Source organism: Pseudarthrobacter sp. 1C304 (assembly GCF_052245515.1).
GTDB lineage: Bacteria > Actinomycetota > Actinomycetes > Actinomycetales > Micrococcaceae > Arthrobacter.
The window spans coordinates 154087-170729 of record NZ_JBQQCH010000001.1 but is presented as its reverse complement, the minus strand read 5'-3'; the positions used below and the strand labels follow the sequence as shown (position 1 = coordinate 170729).

General features: G+C 67.5%; 17 protein-coding genes. 11 read left to right on the top strand and 6 right to left on the bottom strand.

Annotation, left to right across the window (positions count from 1 at the left end; genetic code table 11):
* The first annotated feature begins 19 nt into the window (after positions 1-19).
* The 5 genes from ACTWQD_RS00840 (at position 20) to ACTWQD_RS00820 (ending at position 6410) form a co-directional block, all read left to right on the top strand.
* Entirely contained in the window at positions 20-1351 is a 1332-nt protein-coding gene (locus ACTWQD_RS00840; RefSeq protein ID WP_443194315.1) for a sensor histidine kinase, read from the top strand.
* On the top strand, positions 1348-2106 hold the full coding sequence (locus ACTWQD_RS00835; protein ID WP_443194314.1) for a response regulator: 759 nt from the start codon (positions 1348-1350) through the stop codon (positions 2104-2106). Before ACTWQD_RS00840 ends, ACTWQD_RS00835 begins: the two co-directional genes overlap by 4 nt.
* Before the next feature lie 332 nt (positions 2107-2438).
* Positions 2439-3872 (top strand): amino acid permease, encoded by a 1434-nt coding sequence (locus tag ACTWQD_RS00830; protein ID WP_443194313.1) that lies wholly within the window; start codon positions 2439-2441, stop codon positions 3870-3872.
* 275 nt (positions 3873-4147) lie between these two features.
* Entirely contained in the window at positions 4148-5050 is a 903-nt protein-coding gene (locus tag ACTWQD_RS00825; protein ID WP_443194312.1) for an intradiol ring-cleavage dioxygenase, read from the top strand.
* A 52-nt stretch (positions 5051-5102) separates the two neighbouring features.
* Entirely contained in the window at positions 5103-6410 is a 1308-nt protein-coding gene (locus tag ACTWQD_RS00820) for a M18 family aminopeptidase (protein WP_443194311.1), read from the top strand.
* Between the two features lie 27 nt (positions 6411-6437).
* On the opposite strand, the gene ACTWQD_RS00815 is transcribed toward ACTWQD_RS00820, so the two are convergent.
* From ACTWQD_RS00815 to ACTWQD_RS00805, 3 genes are all read right to left on the bottom strand, one after another.
* Positions 6438-7784, bottom strand: a complete 1347-nt coding sequence (locus ACTWQD_RS00815; protein ID WP_443194310.1) for a hypothetical protein — start codon at positions 7782-7784, stop codon at positions 6438-6440.
* Between the two features lie 65 nt (positions 7785-7849).
* Positions 7850-9136, bottom strand: coding sequence for a glycosyltransferase family 4 protein (locus ACTWQD_RS00810; RefSeq protein ID WP_443194309.1), 1287 nt, complete (start codon positions 9134-9136; stop codon positions 7850-7852).
* The gene (locus ACTWQD_RS00805; RefSeq protein ID WP_443194308.1) at positions 9133-10590 is read right to left on the bottom strand and encodes an oligosaccharide flippase family protein; all 1458 of its coding nucleotides are present in this window, start codon (positions 10588-10590) and stop codon (positions 9133-9135) included. Before ACTWQD_RS00805 ends, ACTWQD_RS00810 begins: the two co-directional genes overlap by 4 nt.
* A gap of 575 nt (positions 10591-11165) precedes the next feature.
* Between ACTWQD_RS00805 and rpsF the strand changes: the two genes are divergently transcribed.
* The 4 genes from rpsF to rplI all read left to right on the top strand — a co-directional run bounded on the left by rpsF (position 11166) and on the right by rplI (position 12946).
* Complete coding sequence (rpsF, locus tag ACTWQD_RS00800) at positions 11166-11471, top strand: 30S ribosomal protein S6 (protein WP_056428835.1); 306 nt, start codon at positions 11166-11168, stop codon at positions 11469-11471.
* Between the two features lie 55 nt (positions 11472-11526).
* Positions 11527-12111 (top strand): single-stranded DNA-binding protein, encoded by a 585-nt coding sequence (locus tag ACTWQD_RS00795; RefSeq protein WP_443194307.1) that lies wholly within the window; start codon positions 11527-11529, stop codon positions 12109-12111.
* Positions 12112-12236: 125 nt separating this feature from the next.
* A complete protein-coding gene (gene rpsR / locus ACTWQD_RS00790; RefSeq protein WP_003800144.1) occupies positions 12237-12476 on the top strand; it encodes a 30S ribosomal protein S18 in 240 nt (79 codons plus the stop codon).
* A 17-nt stretch (positions 12477-12493) separates the two neighbouring features.
* Positions 12494-12946 carry a 50S ribosomal protein L9 gene (rplI, locus tag ACTWQD_RS00785; protein WP_066431879.1) on the top strand — a complete coding sequence of 151 codons (453 nt, stop codon included), beginning with the start codon at positions 12494-12496 and terminating at the stop codon, positions 12944-12946.
* 145 nt (positions 12947-13091) lie between these two features.
* On the opposite strand, the gene ACTWQD_RS00780 is transcribed toward rplI, so the two are convergent.
* A complete protein-coding gene (locus tag ACTWQD_RS00780) occupies positions 13092-13526 on the bottom strand; it encodes a DUF1801 domain-containing protein (RefSeq protein WP_443194306.1) in 435 nt (144 codons plus the stop codon).
* A 66-nt stretch (positions 13527-13592) separates the two neighbouring features.
* Between ACTWQD_RS00780 and ACTWQD_RS00775 the strand changes: the two genes are divergently transcribed.
* Together ACTWQD_RS00775 and ACTWQD_RS00770 are read left to right on the top strand one after the other, a co-directional pair.
* On the top strand, positions 13593-14453 hold the full coding sequence (locus ACTWQD_RS00775; protein WP_443194305.1) for a PhzF family phenazine biosynthesis protein: 861 nt from the start codon (positions 13593-13595) through the stop codon (positions 14451-14453).
* 90 nt (positions 14454-14543) lie between these two features.
* Positions 14544-15170: an FMN reductase gene (locus ACTWQD_RS00770; protein WP_443194304.1), complete on the top strand. Its 627-nt coding sequence runs from the start codon at positions 14544-14546 to the stop codon at positions 15168-15170.
* Between the two features lie 45 nt (positions 15171-15215).
* Here the strand turns inward: ACTWQD_RS00770 and ACTWQD_RS00765 are convergent, their stop codons facing one another.
* Complete coding sequence (locus ACTWQD_RS00765) at positions 15216-15788, bottom strand: hypothetical protein (protein WP_443194303.1); 573 nt, start codon at positions 15786-15788, stop codon at positions 15216-15218.
* A 42-nt stretch (positions 15789-15830) separates the two neighbouring features.
* The gene (locus ACTWQD_RS00760) at positions 15831-16100 is read right to left on the bottom strand and encodes a hypothetical protein (RefSeq protein WP_443194302.1); all 270 of its coding nucleotides are present in this window, start codon (positions 16098-16100) and stop codon (positions 15831-15833) included.
* Between the last annotated feature and the right edge of the window lie 543 nt (positions 16101-16643).

Below are 16643 nucleotides of genomic sequence, written 5' to 3'. Positions count from 1 at the left end.
CGCCGTTTAGGCTCAGAGCATGATCGATGCTGCAGTGGTGAAGGACGCGCCGGCCGGCCAGGCCGACGCGTCCTTCGCTGAGATCACCGCCCGGCGCCGGGGCCGGATCAGGCGCTACCTGTTCCAGCACCCGCGCGCCATGGATGCCGTTGTGGTGGCGTGCTACCTGGTCCTGGTCACCCCCACCGCGGTGGAATCCGTGCTCGACGGCGTCTGGCAGGTGGCCGTGCTGCTCGCGGCGGCCGCCGTGGCGCTGTTGTTCCGGCGGAGCCGCCCGGTGCGGGTGGTGGCCGTGGTGGCGGTCCTCGAAGTGGGGGTGACGCTGCTCCACCCGTGGGGCTCCAACGTCTCCGCCGGGCTGTGGTTCGCGCTCTACTCGGTGGCGCTGGTGCGCAGCCGGCGGTTCGCGCTGCGGACCCTGGCCGCGGCCACGGCGCCGCTGGTCATCGTCTACTTCCAGCTGGCGGCCGGGCCGCTGGACGGCCGGCTGCCGGACATGGGCGCCAGCACGCCAGAGAACTTCCAGCTCATCACCAGCATCGCAGCCGGCGTGAGCATCACCCTCACCAACGTCATCGCCACGGGGATCGGCGTTTCGGTCCGGCAGCGGCGCGAACATGAGCAGGAAATTGCCGCCTGGGCCGCGAGGGCGGGGCGGCTGGGGCAGGTCACCGAACGCAACCGCATTGCCCGGGAGATGCACGACGTCGTCGCGCATTCGCTGACGGTGATGGTCGCCCTCTCCGACGGGGCCGCCGTCGTCGCCAGGAGGGACCCGGCACGCGCGGCGGAGGTCCTCGGGGAACTGTCGCACACCGGGCGCACCGCGCTGGCGGACATGCGGCGGGTGCTCGGGGTGCTGCGCGACGACGCGTCCCCCGGGCAGGCCCCGCGGGAACCGCTGGCGGCCGCCGACAGCCTGGGCAAGCTGCTGGAAGGGTTCCGTACCGCCGGGCTTCCGCTGCACTACATGCACACCGGGCCGTCGCTGCCGGACGATGCGGCGTTCCAGCTGACGGTATACCGGATTGTGCAGGAGTCACTGACGAATGTGCTGCGCTACGGACGCTCCCTGAGCCGGGTGGATGTGGCGATCGTCCGGGACGGTTCCACTGTCACCATCGACGTGGTGGACGACGGCAAGGGCTCCGTGGACTCCGGCGGCCGGGCCGCCGCGCCGGGACCACGGGACCCCGGCGGGTCCGTGGGCAGCGGCCAGGGCCTCGCCGGCATGCTGGAGAGGGCCCGGATCTATGCAGGCACCGTGGAGGCGGGACGGAGTTCCGACCACGGCTGGCGGGTCCACGCCGTCCTGCACTGGCACGGCGACAACGAAAGCAGGAGCACATGAGTCTTGGGGAACCGCTGGCCGGCAACGAGCCGATCCGCGTCCTGCTGGTGGATGACCAGCCGCTGTTGAGGATGGGGTTCCGCCTGATCCTCGAGGGCGAGGGGGACCTGCACGTTGTGGGGGAGGCGTCCGACGGCGCCGAGGCCGTCCGCCAGGTCCGGGACCTCGCTCCCGACGTCGTGCTGATGGATGTGCGGATGCCGGTGCTGGACGGGATCGAGGCCACGCGGGCTGTCACCACCTCCGGTGCCAGCGCCAAGGTCATCATCCTCACCACCTTCGACCTGGATGAGTACGCCTTCGCCGGGCTGCAGGCGGGGGCTTCGGCCTTCCTGCTCAAGGACGTGGCGCCGGCCGAGCTGGTCAGTGCCGTCCGGGTGGTGGCGGGCGGCGACGCGGTGGTGGCGCCGCGCATCACGCGGCGGCTGCTGGAAACTTACGTCCGCAGCGCGGATGCTGCGGATTCCCCCGGCGGCGGCGACGGCGGCGATCCCGCCCAGGGACTCCCCGCCGGGGCGCGTCCGGCGCGGGATCCCCTGCTTGAGGACCTCACCCCTCGCGAAACCGAGATGCTGGAAGCGATGGCGGAGGGCCTCTCCAACGCCGAGATCGCGCACCGGTACTTCCTCTCCGAGGCCACCGTGAAAACCCATGTGCGCCGGATCCTCACCAAACTGCACCTGCGGGACCGGGTCCAGGCCGTGGTCTACGCCTACGAGACCGGCCTGGTGGTGCCCAGCAACCCGGACTACTGACACGGCCGCGGGACCCAACCGGCGGTGCGGGGGCACATCGGCGCGGACACGCTGCCGTCCGGCCCCGGAACAGCCCTGCGGCGGGCCCAAAGCCGCCCCGGAGCGCCGGGGCAGTGGTTTCCGGCACATTTCAGAATTGCCCAGCAGGCAACATTCCTTGCACATAGGGCGTATTTTCTGGAACTGTGCCCTTCCTGGCGCTGCGTCATTTGTGGGATTGCACAGAACAGACAGCTCTGCCGCCGGTCTAGGGTGAAACGTCAATGTGGTCCGCCGCACAACTTCCCACGCTTCACCCGCGGACCCGAACAATCCACGAAGGACGGCGCTTCATGCAGGCTGACCAGCAACTCTCCAAGTCCCTGAAACCCAGGCATCTGTCGATGATCGCCATCGCGGGGGTGATCGGAGCCGGCCTGTTTGTCGGCTCCGGCGCGGCAATCCAGCAGGCGGGCCCCGGCATCCTGGTGGCCTACGCGGCGGCGGGACTGGTTGTCATCCTCGTCATGCGGATGCTTGGCGAGATGGCGGCGGCCAACCCGGAGACCGGCTCGTTCTCGACCTATGCCGACAAGGCGCTGGGCCGCTGGGCCGGCTTCAGCATCGGCTGGCTGTACGCCTGGTTCTGGATCATCGTGCTGGGTATCGAGGCCACCGCCGGTGCGGCCATCATGCACCGCTGGGTGCCGGGCATTGACCAGTGGATCTGGGCGCTGCTGCTGATGGTGGTCCTGACCTTGACCAACCTGGGGTCGGTCAAGTCCTTCGGCGAGTTCGAGTTTTGGTTCGCATCCATCAAGGTTGCGGCCATTGTGCTGTTCCTGATCTTCGGCGTCGTGGCCATCCTGGGCCTCCTTCCGGGCGTTCCCGCCCCCGGCCTGAGCAACCTGCTGGAGAACGGCGGTTTTATGCCCAACGGGCCGGGAGCCGTGCTGGCCGGCATCCTCGTGGTGGTCTTCTCCTTCTTCGGCGCCGAGATCGCCACCATCGCCGCCGGTGAATCCGAGAACCCGGTCGATGCGGTCAAAAAAGCCGTGAAGTCCACCGTCTGGCGCATCCTCGTGTTCTACATCGGCTCCATCGCGGTCGTCGTCACCCTGCTGCCGTGGAACTCCGCCTCCGTGGCCAAGAGCCCGTATGTCGCCGTGATCGAGCTGTACGGCATCCCGGGTGCCGGGACCATCATGGATATCGTGGTGCTGACCTCCGTGCTGTCCTGCCTCAACTCCGGCCTGTACACCGCCAGCCGGATGCTCTTCTCCCTGTCCCGCCGCGGCGACGCCCCCCGGTCCTGGATGCGGATCTCCAAGCGCGGTGTTCCCGCCGCCGCCGTACTGGCCTCCACGGTGGTTGGCTTCATCACCGTCGGCCTCAACTACATCGCCCCGGACACCGTGTTCCTGTTCCTGGTCAACACCTCGGGGGCCATCGCGCTCTTCGTGTGGCTGGTCATTGCCGGTTCGCAGCTGATCCTGCGCCGCCGGATGGGCGCCGCGGCCAAGGACCTCCAGCTCAAAATGTGGCTCTTCCCCTACCTGACCTGGGTTGCCATCATCAGCATCGTCGCGCTGCTGATCGGGATGGTGGTGCTGGAGTCCACGCGTGAATCCCTGCTGCTCTCGCTGGCCCTCGCCGCCGTGGTGGTCGGCATCGGCCTCTGGCGCTACCGCACGGACCGCGGCAACACACGCGCGGAGCACGACGGCGGTCCCGCGGCCCAGGACGCTCCCGAAGACGCCACCGTGGGGGCGGGCCCCGCTTCATAGCACCACGGGACATGCCCAGCCCTGCCGCCAAGCAACGGACATAATGCCAGTATGTCCACCCGCCGCGGCCAGGGGAGGGCATGTCCCGCGGGGATTGGGCAGCATGTCCAGCCTTGGCGGTGAGGGGAGGGCATGTCCCGCGGGGACTTGGGGGCATGTCCGGTCTTGGCGGCCGGGGGAGGGCATGCCCTGTTCCCGGCCGCGCGGGAACGAGGCACAGCGGCCGCACAGGAAGGCTCTAGCCAGCGCATAGCGGACCGGGGTTCGATGGGCGCATGACTTCTTCTCCGCAACCTCCCCACGAGCCGCACCCCAACCACGACCGCGGCCTGGAGTTCGACCTTTCCACCCTGATGAGCCGCCGCTCGCTGGGCATGTTCCTCGGTGCCGGCACCGCCGCGGCCCTCGCAGCCTGCACGCCGGGCGCGTCGCCGGAGTCCGCGACCTCAACAGCAGGGACGGCAGGGACGGCAGCCGCGACGGCGGGCCCGACGGCGGCCGCCAGCACACCGACCGCCTCGCCCACGCTCACCCGGGCCATCGCCGAATGCGGCGTGGAGATCCCCGAGGAGACCGCCGGGCCCTATCCGGGTGACGGCTCCAACGGCCCCAATGTGCTGGCGGCCTCGGGCGTGGTCCGGCAGGACATCACCACCAGCTTCGGCACCTCCGGCACCAGGGCCGACGGCGTTCCGCTCACCGTCACACTCACCCTTCTCGACAACGCCAACGGCTGCACACCCCTGGCCGGGGCCGCCGTCTACGCCTGGCACTGCGACAAGGACGGCAAATACTCCATGTATGACGCCGGGCTCAGGAACGAGAACTACCTCCGCGGCGTGCAGGAGGCCGACGCCAACGGCCAGGTCACGTTCCGCACCGTCTTCCCGGGCGCATACAGCGGCCGCTGGCCGCACATCCACTTCGAAGTCTTCGAGTCCATGGACAACGCAACGGCGGCCGGGCAGGTCCTCGCCGTGTCCCAGATCGCGCTCACGGACGCCGCCTGCAAGGACGTCTACGCCTCGGCCGGCTACGAAGCCAGCGCCCGGAACTTCCCCCGGACCACGCTGAAATCGGACAACGTTTTCCGCGACGACGGCGGCATCCACCAGCTCGCCACGATGGCCGGATCGGTGTCCGGCGGCTACACGGCCGGACTGAACGTCACCGTTTAGCGCCTCGGCAGCGTCCCGTGGAGCCGGCGGCGCGGCAGCTAGACTCGGAGCCATGCCTTCACAGTCCCGCGCGTCCGCCCACATCCAGGACCTCGGCGCGTACGTCACCGCGTCGCCGTCGAGCTTCCACGCCGTCCACGAGGCCGCACGCCGGCTGAATGAGGCAGGGTTCACGGCCCTCGACGAGCTGCAGCCCTGGGACGGTGCCGGCGCCGGAAAGTTCTACGTGATCCGCGACGGCGCCCTCATCGCCTGGGTGACGCCGGAGGCAGCCGGCCCCACCACCGGGTTCAACATCCTGGGCGCCCACACCGATTCGCCGTCGTTCAAGCTCAAGCCCAAACCCACTACCGGCAAATTCGGCTGGCTGCAGGCCGGCGTCGAAGTCTACGGCGGCCCGCTGCTCAACTCCTGGCTGGACCGCGAACTGCAGCTCGCGGGTCGCCTGGTGATGCGGGACGGCACCCAGCACCTGACCGCCACGGGGCCGCTGCTGCGGTTCCCGCAGCTGGCCATCCACCTGGACCGGGCTGTGAACGAGGGGCTGGCCCTCGACAAGCAGCAGCACATGAACCCCGTCTACGGGCTGGGCGATCCGGCAGGCGAGGACCTGCTGGGGCTGCTCGCGGACAGGGTCGCCGGCGCGGACGTGGATGCTGCCCAGATCGGCGGCTACGACGTTGTCATCGCGGACACCCAGGCCCCGGCCGTGTTCGGGGCGAAAGGCGAGTTCTTTGCGTCCGGCCGGCTGGATAACCTCTCAGCCACCCACGCCGGGCTCACGGCACTGATTGACCACGCGGACGCTGCGCTGCCGGCCGGCGGGCCCATTGCGGTGCTGGCCGCGTTCGACCACGAGGAGATCGGCTCCGCGTCCCGGTCCGGCGCCAGCGGGCCCGTCCTCGAGGACGTGCTGGTCCGGATTTCCGACGGACTGGGGGCCTCGGCAAGCCAGCGGCGGCAGGCTTTCGCGGCGTCGTTCTGTGTGTCGGCCGACGCCGGGCATGCGGTCCACCCCAACTACGCCGAACGGCACGATCCGGCCAACCGGCCGGTGCTGAACGGCGGCCCGCTGCTGAAAATCAACGCCAACCAGCGGTACGCCACGGACGCCGCCGGTGCCGCCCTGTGGGCGCGCCTGTGCACCGACGCCGGCATCCCGTACCAGGAGTTCGTCTCCAACAATGTGATGCCCTGCGGCTCCACGATCGGGCCGCTGACCGCCACCCGCCTCGGCATCCGGACGGTCGACGTCGGCGTTCCCCTGCTCTCGATGCACTCAGCCCGTGAGCTCTGTGGCGTCGAGGACCCCTACCGGCTCGCGACGGTGACCGCCCTGTTCTTCGGCACCGCTTCGTAGCCGCGCGGGAAACCCGCCGCGCCCGCGCTAGGGCGCACAGGTGCGGGCAGCCCCGCTGATCTTGTACAGGTGGACGGCGTTGCCGTCGTCGAAGGTGTCCCTGAAGACGCCGTTGCTGATGGTCACCGTGCGGTTCTCATCCAGGACGGCTGCGGGAACGGACGCGCCCGAAAGACAGGCCAGGGTCAGCTCTGCGGTTTGGGGACCCGCCTGCGCCGAGCCGGCGAACACGTACAGATCGTCGCCGTGCACCTTCACGGCCGTGTCAATGCCCAGGCCGTGGGCCAGGGCGCCGTCCAGGAAGGGCGCGTTGAGGACCGGTGCGAGTCCGGTGATCTGCCGGTTGACCGCCGTCACCCAAGGCCGGACCTCATTCCCGCAGGCGTCCCGCAGGATGTGCTGCGTCTGGCAGGTGCCCCCGAAGCTGTGATTGAAGTAGACAATTCCCCGGGCCCCGTGGATCAGGCTGCTCCACACGGCGGCACGGATCTGCGGGCCGCTGATCGTGGGCGCATGGTCCTGGGTGAACGGGTGCCCGACCTCCACAAACGCCCACACGGGCTTACTCACACCAGGCTTGATGAGGGACCTTACCTTGCTGACCGTCCAGCCGTAGTTGGCTGCGAGCCTGCACTTTTCGGGCGCCAGCTCCTGCCCGCCGCCGAGCACGGCGCCGCCCTCGCTCGGCCCGCAGATGTAGGGGTCCGTGAACCAGTAATTGTCGGCAGAGACAACGTGCTGAAAGTCGTTGACGAATGTGGTGGCATTGGCTTCGCCTTCCCAGAACGTCACGCCTTTACCGTAGTTGCTGTAGACGAGGGCCTCCGGCGGGATCGTCTTCAGCAGCTCGCGCTGGACCGTAAAACCACAGCCCTGGTCCACCGGCCTGCAGATCTCGCCCACACCGGGCCAGGACCCGGTCCACTCCGCGTCGCCCCCGCGGGCCCACATGTCCACTTCGTCGGAGAGCACCCTGCCCACTGCACCGGGCAGCGGTTCCTCGGTCAGGGCGTACGATCCCACTTCGGTGGCAAACGCCACGTCCGAGTCACCGGTCAGCTCCACGTACGTGTTGAGGAGAACCGCCCTGTCCTTCGGAGCGTCGGCCGGGTCGGTCAGGCTTTCTTTCCAGACGCCGATCGGGAAATAGGAGGGATCGGACGGCAGGGAGTTGGGAATTCGGTTGAAGTAACCGGGGCCGCCATCAACGTCCCGGAGGGAGATGGCTTCCGTGACCTGGGCCGGGGTTCCGGTGCCGCCGGAACCGGTGAGACCGCCGTCGGCCGCGGTTCCGAACGCTAGAAGGGCTGACACGCCGAGGACGCCCAGGCCCTTTGCTCCGGTTGTGATTACTACGCGTTGCTTCATAGTCATCCCGTAACTTCGCAGAGGGTGAGACCCTTACTGACTTGCTATGGTGCCCGCCATCCTGCAGCGGGTCAAGGCTCCGCGGATGGGCTGCCGTGGGCCGTGGCACTACCGGGCCTGACCCGCCGGCCCGCGCCCGCCACGGGGCGGGAATTGAAATCGTCGGCGGGAGCGGGGCCCAGGACCCGGCGCAGCCGCGTGGTGAGCTGATATTCGGCGAACCTGGCGAAAGCCCGCGCGTCCTGCCCGATGCTGGCGTCCCCGGCGGTTGCTGCGGCCTGCGAGTAGAAGTCCTCCACGGCAAGGGCCGCCCGCTCCAGTGAGAACCGCTCCTGGACCGTGGACAGCCCGAAACTGCCGAGCGTCTTGCGGCGGGACCCGTCAGGAAGGAGGCCGCGCAGCACGTGCGCCAGCCGTGCGGCGCCGTCGTGGGTCCCGGACCCGACGCCGTACCAGCCCTGGTCGAGGAAAAGCGGCAGGGTGTCCGGTGTGAGAAGCTCCCAGAAGCCCTGTTCGCCCTGCACGATCAGCGGTTTCGCAAAGGCCAGCGCCCGCAGCGCCGACCCGCCCATCCCAAGGGCAACATCCGCCACTGCGTAGGCCGGCCGGGGATCACTAAGCTCGCCGGTGAGCACGATGGCCCGCCGGCCGCTGGCGGCATTGACCGTCCGGGCACGGGCTTCCACCTGCTGCCGGGCGGGTCCGTCGCCGGCAATGACGAGCTGCACCCGGAGCCCCGCCGGAAGCAGTTCCACGCAGTCCATCGCGGCCAGGATGCCCTCGAGCTTGAGCTCTTTCGCCAGCCGGGACACCAGAACCACGGTGTAGGCGTCCGGATCCAGCCCCCACGACTCGCGGAAAGTCTGGCTGTCGGTGTTCCGCGACGGGTTGTTGGCGTCCAGGTCCACCGGCGGCTCGAGGAGCCCGGTCAGGCTGCGGCCGAATTTCTGTTCAGCCGCCAGGATCTCCCGGGTGCCCACCAGAAGCGGCATCGACTTGGGAATGAAGGGGGCCACCGACATTGACATGACCGTCGCCACGGCTGCGGTCCCCGGCGACCGCCGGGAGGCCAGGAGGCTTTCCAGCGCCGGGGGCCATTCATAGCCGTGCAGGATGTCGAGCCTTCGCTCCCGGGCCAGCCGGACCAGCGATTTCACGATTGACGGGGTCGGCCGGCGGTGCGGTTCCGGAGACGGTATGAACTCCAGTCCCAGCTCGTCGATGCGCGCGTTCAGCGCCCCCGGCCGTCCGTAGACGATGACCTCATGACCCAGCCGCTGCACGGCGGCGGCCAGCTCAATGGCGTTGAGCTGGCTGCCACCGATTCCCAGATCATGCGGATAAACCAGAACTCTCATACTGTCGCCTCCACAGTGGGCTGCTTCCCGATGGACCGGAGCTCCCGGACCTTGTCCCGCTGCAGGTACAGGAGGCCGGTTGTCGCCAGCGCCGCCACAGTTCCTGCAGCGCAAAGTGCCACGAAATGGTTGGGCACCGCGAGGGCCAGGACGCGTGCCGCCGCACCCGTTGCCAGCCCCGCCGCCACGGGCAGGATGAGTCCCTTGGCGATGCCCCGGAGGGCCAGACCGTGGCGTCTCAGTTTCCAGAGATACAGCGGAAGAACCACACATCCCGTGACGGCGGCCTGTGCGGCGGCGAGCCCTTCCAGCCCTCCCCAGGAAGCTCCTGCGACGAGCGCGGGAACCAGCACCAGCAGGCTGCCGGCCTGGATGGCGAAGACCGTCCCGGACCGGCCGAGGACCACCAGGTAGTCGTAGGAGAGATCGCAAAAGACCTTGCACATCGCCGCAATGACCAGCCAGGAAAGGGCCGCCGCGGCCGCCACCCAGGCCTTACCGTAAACAAAACCCACCAACGGGACTGCGGCCCCGGCCAGGAAGAGGATGACCGGGAGTGTCGCCGCCGCCAGCACTGCGACGATCGACCCCATGGCCGAGTTCATCTTTTCCCGGTCCCCCTGCAACGAGGAGAGCGCGGCGGGCGCCACCCTGCGGAGAGGTTGGGCAAGAATGCTCACGGGCCAGTTCGAGAGGTTGAAAGCCATGACGTAGAAGGCCAGGACCGTGGATCCCAGGACGGCTCCGGCCGTGAGCTGGTCGGCGTAGCCGACGGCGAAGAAGATGATGCTGGTCCCTGCCAGCGGGAGCCCGAAGCGCAGGAGGGGCCCCAGTTGCGTACGGTCCAGGCCAAAACGGTACGGCAGCGGGGAAGCGGCCAGGAACATCGCCCCGGAGACCAGGCTGCCCGCCAGGCGGCCGACCGCCAGCGCCATGGCGCCCATGCCGGCGAGGACCAGGGCCACCGACAGGACGGCACCAATCCAGACATTCGCCTGGTCGATGCCGAGCCGTTCCTTCTCCCTGAAGTCCCGCTGCAGCAGGGCCGCCGGCGAGGCAACCACCCCGTTGATGAAGACGCTCAGTATCAGGACCCGTACGACGTCGGTGGCGCCGGGGTCTCCCATGGCCGACGTAAACGCGGGTGCTGCGGCGATCGCGGCAGCGCAAAAGAGCGTGCTGCCGGCGACGGAAATGGTATTGACGGTCGGCGTGATTTTGGCCGGATCCCCGGGCCACCGGACGATGGCAAGGGAGACGCCGAGTTCGTTAAAGCTCAGCACCGCCATCAGGGCCACCATGGCGACGGCAAAAGTGCCGAAGGATTCGGGTCCCAACAGGCGGGCGAGGACAATTCCGATGCCGAGGGTCCCGAGCCGGGAAATCACGGTGTTCAGCAGCCCCCACGCGAATGCATTCGAGGCGCCGCTTTTCCGGTTGCCGCTGGCCGCCATATGCGCCCCTATTCTTCCCCAAAAGACCATTCAGGAGGGTTTGCGATGTTTCCCGGGAATGTTCGTTTCCCGCTGACATTTCACTGCTGCAGGCCAATTGCCAGCCCAGAATCGAAGCGCGGTCACGCTGGCCGGCGGAGGGCCTCCGGCCGGATGGCTGTAGCTTTTTGCAAATATAGCCGGGGCACAGCCGGGGGACTAGGCCGCAGGAATAGTCGAGTAGGCCGCGGCCCGAAGTCGAGTAGTCAACGTCCCCGTACTCGGTTTCCGTCCGGACACGGGGAAGGGTGACTGGCTCACCCGGGTTCCCACAGGCACGGCGAACGGCCGGTCAGCCACCGGTGGCCGGCCAGGGTTGTCCACATGGCGCCCCGTTGGGCTTCCGTCCCGCTCCGGGGCGTGCGTACGCTGGGCAGGCGTGGAATCGTGGAATCCGGTACCGATGCACTAAGCTATTGAAGTCTGTGCTGCGTCCTGCCCCCGATCCTGGGGGCCTGCGGGCACATGGCACCGCAAATGAACCTCCTGTTACGGAAATGCCGTAACCGCTTAGCCCAAAGGAGGTGGGTTCACATATGCGTCCTTACGAATTGATGGTAATCATCGACCCCGAGGTCGAAGAGCGTACCGTTGAGCCAACGCTTCAGAAGTTCCTGAACGTCATCACGACCGATGGTGGAACCATCGAAAAGGTTGACATCTGGGGCCGTCGTCGCCTGGCTTACGAAATCCAGAAGAAGTCTGAAGGTATCTACGCCGTGGTGAACTTCACCGCTGAGCCGGCTACCGCCAAGGAACTTGATCGCCAGCTGAGCCTCAATGAGACCATCATGCGCACCAAGATCACCCGCCCCGAAGAGCAGAAGGTCGTTGCTGAGTAATTCAGCTCCCGATTTTCACTCTTCACCCCCGCAGGAACGAACAAGGAGGCAGTAGATGGCAGGCGAAACCACTATTACGGTCATCGGTAATCTCACCAATGACCCCGAACTGAGGTTCACACCGTCCGGTTCGGCAGTAGCGAATTTCACCATCGCGTCCACTCCCCGCACCTTCGACCGCCAGTCCAATGAGTGGAAGGACGGGGAAACCCTGTTCCTCCGCGCGTCGGTCTGGCGTGAAGCCGCCGAGAACGTCGCCGAATCCCTGACCAAGGGCATGCGTGTGATCGTTTCCGGCCGGTTGAAGAGCCGTTCCTACGAAACCAAAGAAGGCGAGAAGCGCACCGTTATCGAGCTTGAGGTCGATGAAATCGGCCCCAGCCTGCGCTACGCCAACGCCAAGGTCAACCGCACCCAGCGCTCCGGCGGTGGGGGTGCCGGAAGCGGCGCCCAGGGTGGCTTCGGCGGCGGCAACGGCGGCGGCTTCGGTGGCGGTTCTGGTGGAAACCAGGGCGGCAACTCGGGTGGGAACTGGGGCGGCAACCAGCCCGCGCAGCAGGATGACCCCTGGGCCACGCCCGGTGTCAGCAATGCAGGCGGTGGCTGGGGCAACGGCCCCGATTCCGAACCTCCCTTCTAAACAACATCTAAGGTTCGACGGCGTAAACGCCGGAACGCCGCAAGGCGGACTGGCACGCAGCGCCGTCGGATCACCACCATCCCGTGGATCAATGTCCACGGGCTCCATCGAATAGGAGCTCCACGATGGCTAAGGCTGAACTCCGTAAGCCCAAACCAAAGTCCAACCCCTTGAAGGCCGCTGACATCACTGTCATCGACTACAAGGACGTAGCATTGCTGCGCAAGTTCATCTCCGACCGCGGAAAGATCCGCGCCCGTCGCGTTACCGGCGTCACGGTGCAGGAACAGCGCAAGATCGCACAGGCAATCAAGAACGCCCGCGAAGTTGCTCTGCTGCCTTACTCCGGCGCTGGCCGCGGCTAAGGAAGGGATTAACTAACATGGCAAAGCTCATTCTGACCCACGAAGTAACCGGTCTCGGTGCTGCTGGCGACGTTGTCGAGGTCAAGGACGGTTACGCACGTAACTACCTGCTGCCCCGCAACTTCGCCCTGACCTGGTCCAAGGGTGGCGAGAAGCAGGTTGAGTCCATCAAGGCTGCCCGCGCTGCCCGCGAGCACGCTTCCCTGGAAGATGCTCAGAAGCAGGCTGCTGCACTGCAGGCCAAGCCGGTCAAGCTCGTTGTCAAGGCTGGCGAGACCGGACGCCTGTTCGGCACCGTCAAGCAGGCCGACGTGGCTGACGCTGTTGAGGCTGCCGGCCTCGGCCGCATCGACAAGCGCAAGGTTGAACTGCCGGCTCACATCAAGTCGACCGGTTCCTACCAGGCAAACGTCCGTCTGCACGACGACGTTTCCGCTGTGATCGAACTCGACGTCGTCGCCAGCAAGTAGCGTTACGTAGCGCAGGGCGCCGTGCAGTAGCCTTCACCAGCTCTGCGGTCCTGAACTGCTGAAAGGCCCCCGTGCCCGGATTCCTCCCGAGGAACCGGACGCGGGGGCCTTCTGCTTAAACCAGGTGTCCCTGCCTGTGGAGGGTTCAGCCGTGGTGCAGCACCGTGGTCACATGCCGGTAGCCCGACCGGACCAGCTCCGCCAGCACCGCCTGATCGACGTCCTCCAGCTTGTTGATGTACAGGCATCCTGCACCGGTCCTGTGCTTCCCCAGCCTGCCGAGAAGTTCCGCCGCCTCGGGGCCGTAGGTCAGCCCGTAAAGGGACAGGCTGGCTTTCCGCGGCGAGAATCCGACGGCGGCAGCGTCGCCCTCGCGTCCGGACTCATACCTGTAGTGGTAGCGTCCGAAGCCGACGATTGTCGGACCCCACATCTGCGCGGGCTGGCCCGTGATTCCGGACATCAGTTCCAGCAGCCGGCGGCCGTCTTCCCTGCGCACAGGATGCTCGACGGCGGCCAGGAACTCCTCCACGGAGGCTCCCGTGGCCACAGTCTTGTTGTCGGTCGTCTTCGCTGCCATGGGGGCAGTCTCGCAGACCCCGCCACCCGTTGTCAGCCGGAACCGCCGCGGTGGTAGCCTGCTCCGGTGACTCCGACTACGCCAGCTGACCCCCGTTTACGGCCCTTCGGGCAGGTGGACGTCTTTTCCGCCGAACCTTACCGCGGCAATCCGCTGGCCGTCGTCGTCGACGCCGAGGGGCTCTCGCCTGCCGTCATGCAGCAGTTCGCCAACTGGACCAACCTGTCCGAGACCGCGTTCCTGCTGCCGCCCACGGAGCCCGGGGCCGACTACCGGGTCAGGATCTTCACCGGCAGCGAGGAGTTCCCCTTTGCCGGCCACCCAACGCTCGGCGCGGCGCATGCCTGGCTCGAGGCGGGCGGCGTCCCCCGTCAGGACGGCATGCTGGTCCAGGAGTGCGGGGCGGGGCTTGTCCGGGTCAAGCACGACGGCGGCCGGCTGGCTTTCGCGGCCCCGCCGCTGACACGCTCCGGACCGGTGGCCGGCGAAGTCCTCGCCCGCATCGCCGCCGGCCTGGGCCTGCCGCGGGAGGCGCTGCTGGACGCTTCCTGGCTTGTCAACGGCCCCGAGTGGATCGGTGTTCTCCTGGCGTCCGCCGAACTGGTCCTGTCCATCAGGCCCGACTATGCCGCCATGGCCGGCCTCAAAGTCGGTGTGATCGGTCCGCATCCGGCCGGTTCCGAAGCGGACTTCGAGGTGCGCACGTTCATCCCCGGCGATGCCGCGGCGGAAGACCCGGTAACGGGCAGTCTCAACGCCGGCGCAGCCCAGTGGCTGATCCGCAGCGGCCGGGCTCCGGAGTCCTATGTAGCGGCGCAGGGAACGGTGCTGGGCCGGGCCGGACGGGTCCACATCCAAGCGGCGGCGGACGACATCTGGGTCGGCGGCAGCGCCGTGAGCTGCATCGAAGGCTTTGTGCTGCTCTGAGGGAGGGAATAAACGGGGGTGAACCCGCCTTCTATGGATAGATGCAAACGCATATACTGAATCTGTCCCACTTCACCCCAGGAGCATTCCGTGGAAACCCGACGCATCACTGTTCTCTCCGCCGGACTCGGCGTCCCGTCGTCGAGCCGCCTGCTGGCCGACCAGCTGGCCGCTGCGGCGGAACGCCAACTCGCGGCCGCGGGGTATGGCGCGGACATCGAGGTCATTGAACTGCGGGACCTGGCGGTGGACATCGCTAACAACTTCGTAACCGGCTACCCGGCTCCCAAGCTGGCCGCTGTGATTTCCGGCGTCGAGGACTCGGACGGCATTATCGCGGTCAGCCCCGTCTTCAGTGCTTCCTACAGTGGACTTTTCAAGTCCTTCATCGACGTCCTGGACCCCAAGTCCCTTGAGGGCAAGGCCGTCCTGCTCGGCGCCACCGCGGGGACGGACCGGCACCAGCTGGTCCTGGACTACGCCATGCGGCCCCTGTTCACGTACCTGCGCACCCGCATCGCCGGCACGGCCGTCTTTGCCGGCCCCCAGGACTGGGGGAACAACGACGGCGGCGGTGCGGCGCTCTCCACCCGGATCGACCGGGCGGCGGGGGAGTTTGCGGGACTGCTGCAGGGCCCACAGCCCCGGCCGAAGCCGGGCGCCGCTGAATCACTGCCGTTCGAACAGCTGCTGGCAGGAATTTCGGGCGGTCAGTGATTCCGCGGCGGCGGGCTGTTCCACGTCCGAACGCCCGGCCCGAGGTCAGTCCTCCAGCAGGGCGATGAACTCGCGGGCCTGCTTGAGCGAGATGTCCGAGTGGCGGGTGAGTGCCTGCGCCGCCGCCTCGGTATCGCCGCTCCTGGCCAGGGTGCGGATCCTGCCGTAAATCTCATCGTTGAGCATGTTGCTGCTCACTTCGCGGGTCACATCTCCCTTGCTGGCAATGGCGCGGTAGCGGTAGGCGAAACGCTGCGGAGCGTCGTCCTCGTCCTCGGCAGGCGCCTGGACGGGTGCCTCGGGCCGGAACGGCTGCGGATGGGCGGCCAGGGCCCGTACGGCGTCGTGGGAGGCCCGCAGGCCGTCGCCGGTGGCCTCGAAGTAGACCTTCACGGCAGCCATTGCCTGCCCTTGGGCGATCAGCGCGTACAGGCGGCGGTGCTGCTCCTCGGTGAGCTTGGCTGCGGAGGAGCGGGCCAGCTCGATGGGGTCCAGTGCGGGCTGGGGCGTGGCCTCCGGCCGGGCATGGTCCTTCCGGCGGCCAAGGGCCCGGGCGGTAAGCAGCACGCCGACGCCGACGAGCGCCAGGATCAGGAGGGGGACAAGCAGGGATTCCATGAAACTACAGCCGATCTACAAAATTCTTGGCGGTCAAAAGATCTAATTGGGGTGCCTGCGGGCGTGGTCTGCCTGCTGGCGCTGCTGCTGTTCATTCTGGCTGGGCCGCGTGACGGCGTCCACGCGCGCACGGGCGGCCGTTGCGGCCTGTACCTGTGCGGCGTAGTGGGCCTGCGAACGGGCGGCCAGTTCGTGCTGGTATCGCTCCGCCTCGGACATGCCGAAGTCGCGCGGCTTGAGGGCCGTGACAACCGCCCACAGGACCGCTGCGAGAATGAGGGCAGGCAGTATGACCAGCAGTACATCGCCCATATAAAGAGCTTATGCCAGATCGCAGTTATCCACAGCACATTCCGTACCTGGCATGGCGCCGGGCGCGGCGCAGCCGCCGTCCCGGGCACTTCTGTGGGGACCATCACTTAATGTGCATATTTCTGCGGATGTATGGCCTCATGGGCCGCCGGGTATCCCCAGCCGCCCCGGTGGGCTGTGGATGAGCCGCGGCGAAAATTCTTTTGTGTCCACACGGTAAATACAGTGTTTCCCCAGTTCAGAGGCCTGTTATGGACTGAACATTTTTTCTATCCACAGCTGTTCCCACAGGCTGTGCACAAGCAGTGGACCGTAGTGCACAGGTTATCCACAGGCCCGGCGGCCGGCCGGGTTGGTGCCTGCCGGATCGGGCGATACCGTTGCTGGAGATCGAACCCTGGACACAGAATGCGGGTCCCGGCTGCGCGCGGATCCCACTCAAGTGCGGGCGCACAGCACGGGCGCCGGGCTGTGGACAACCGGCCCTTCCGCGAGCCAGCCAAAGTGTCGGAGCCGGCTGATAGGAATGAGCCAGCCGGGCAT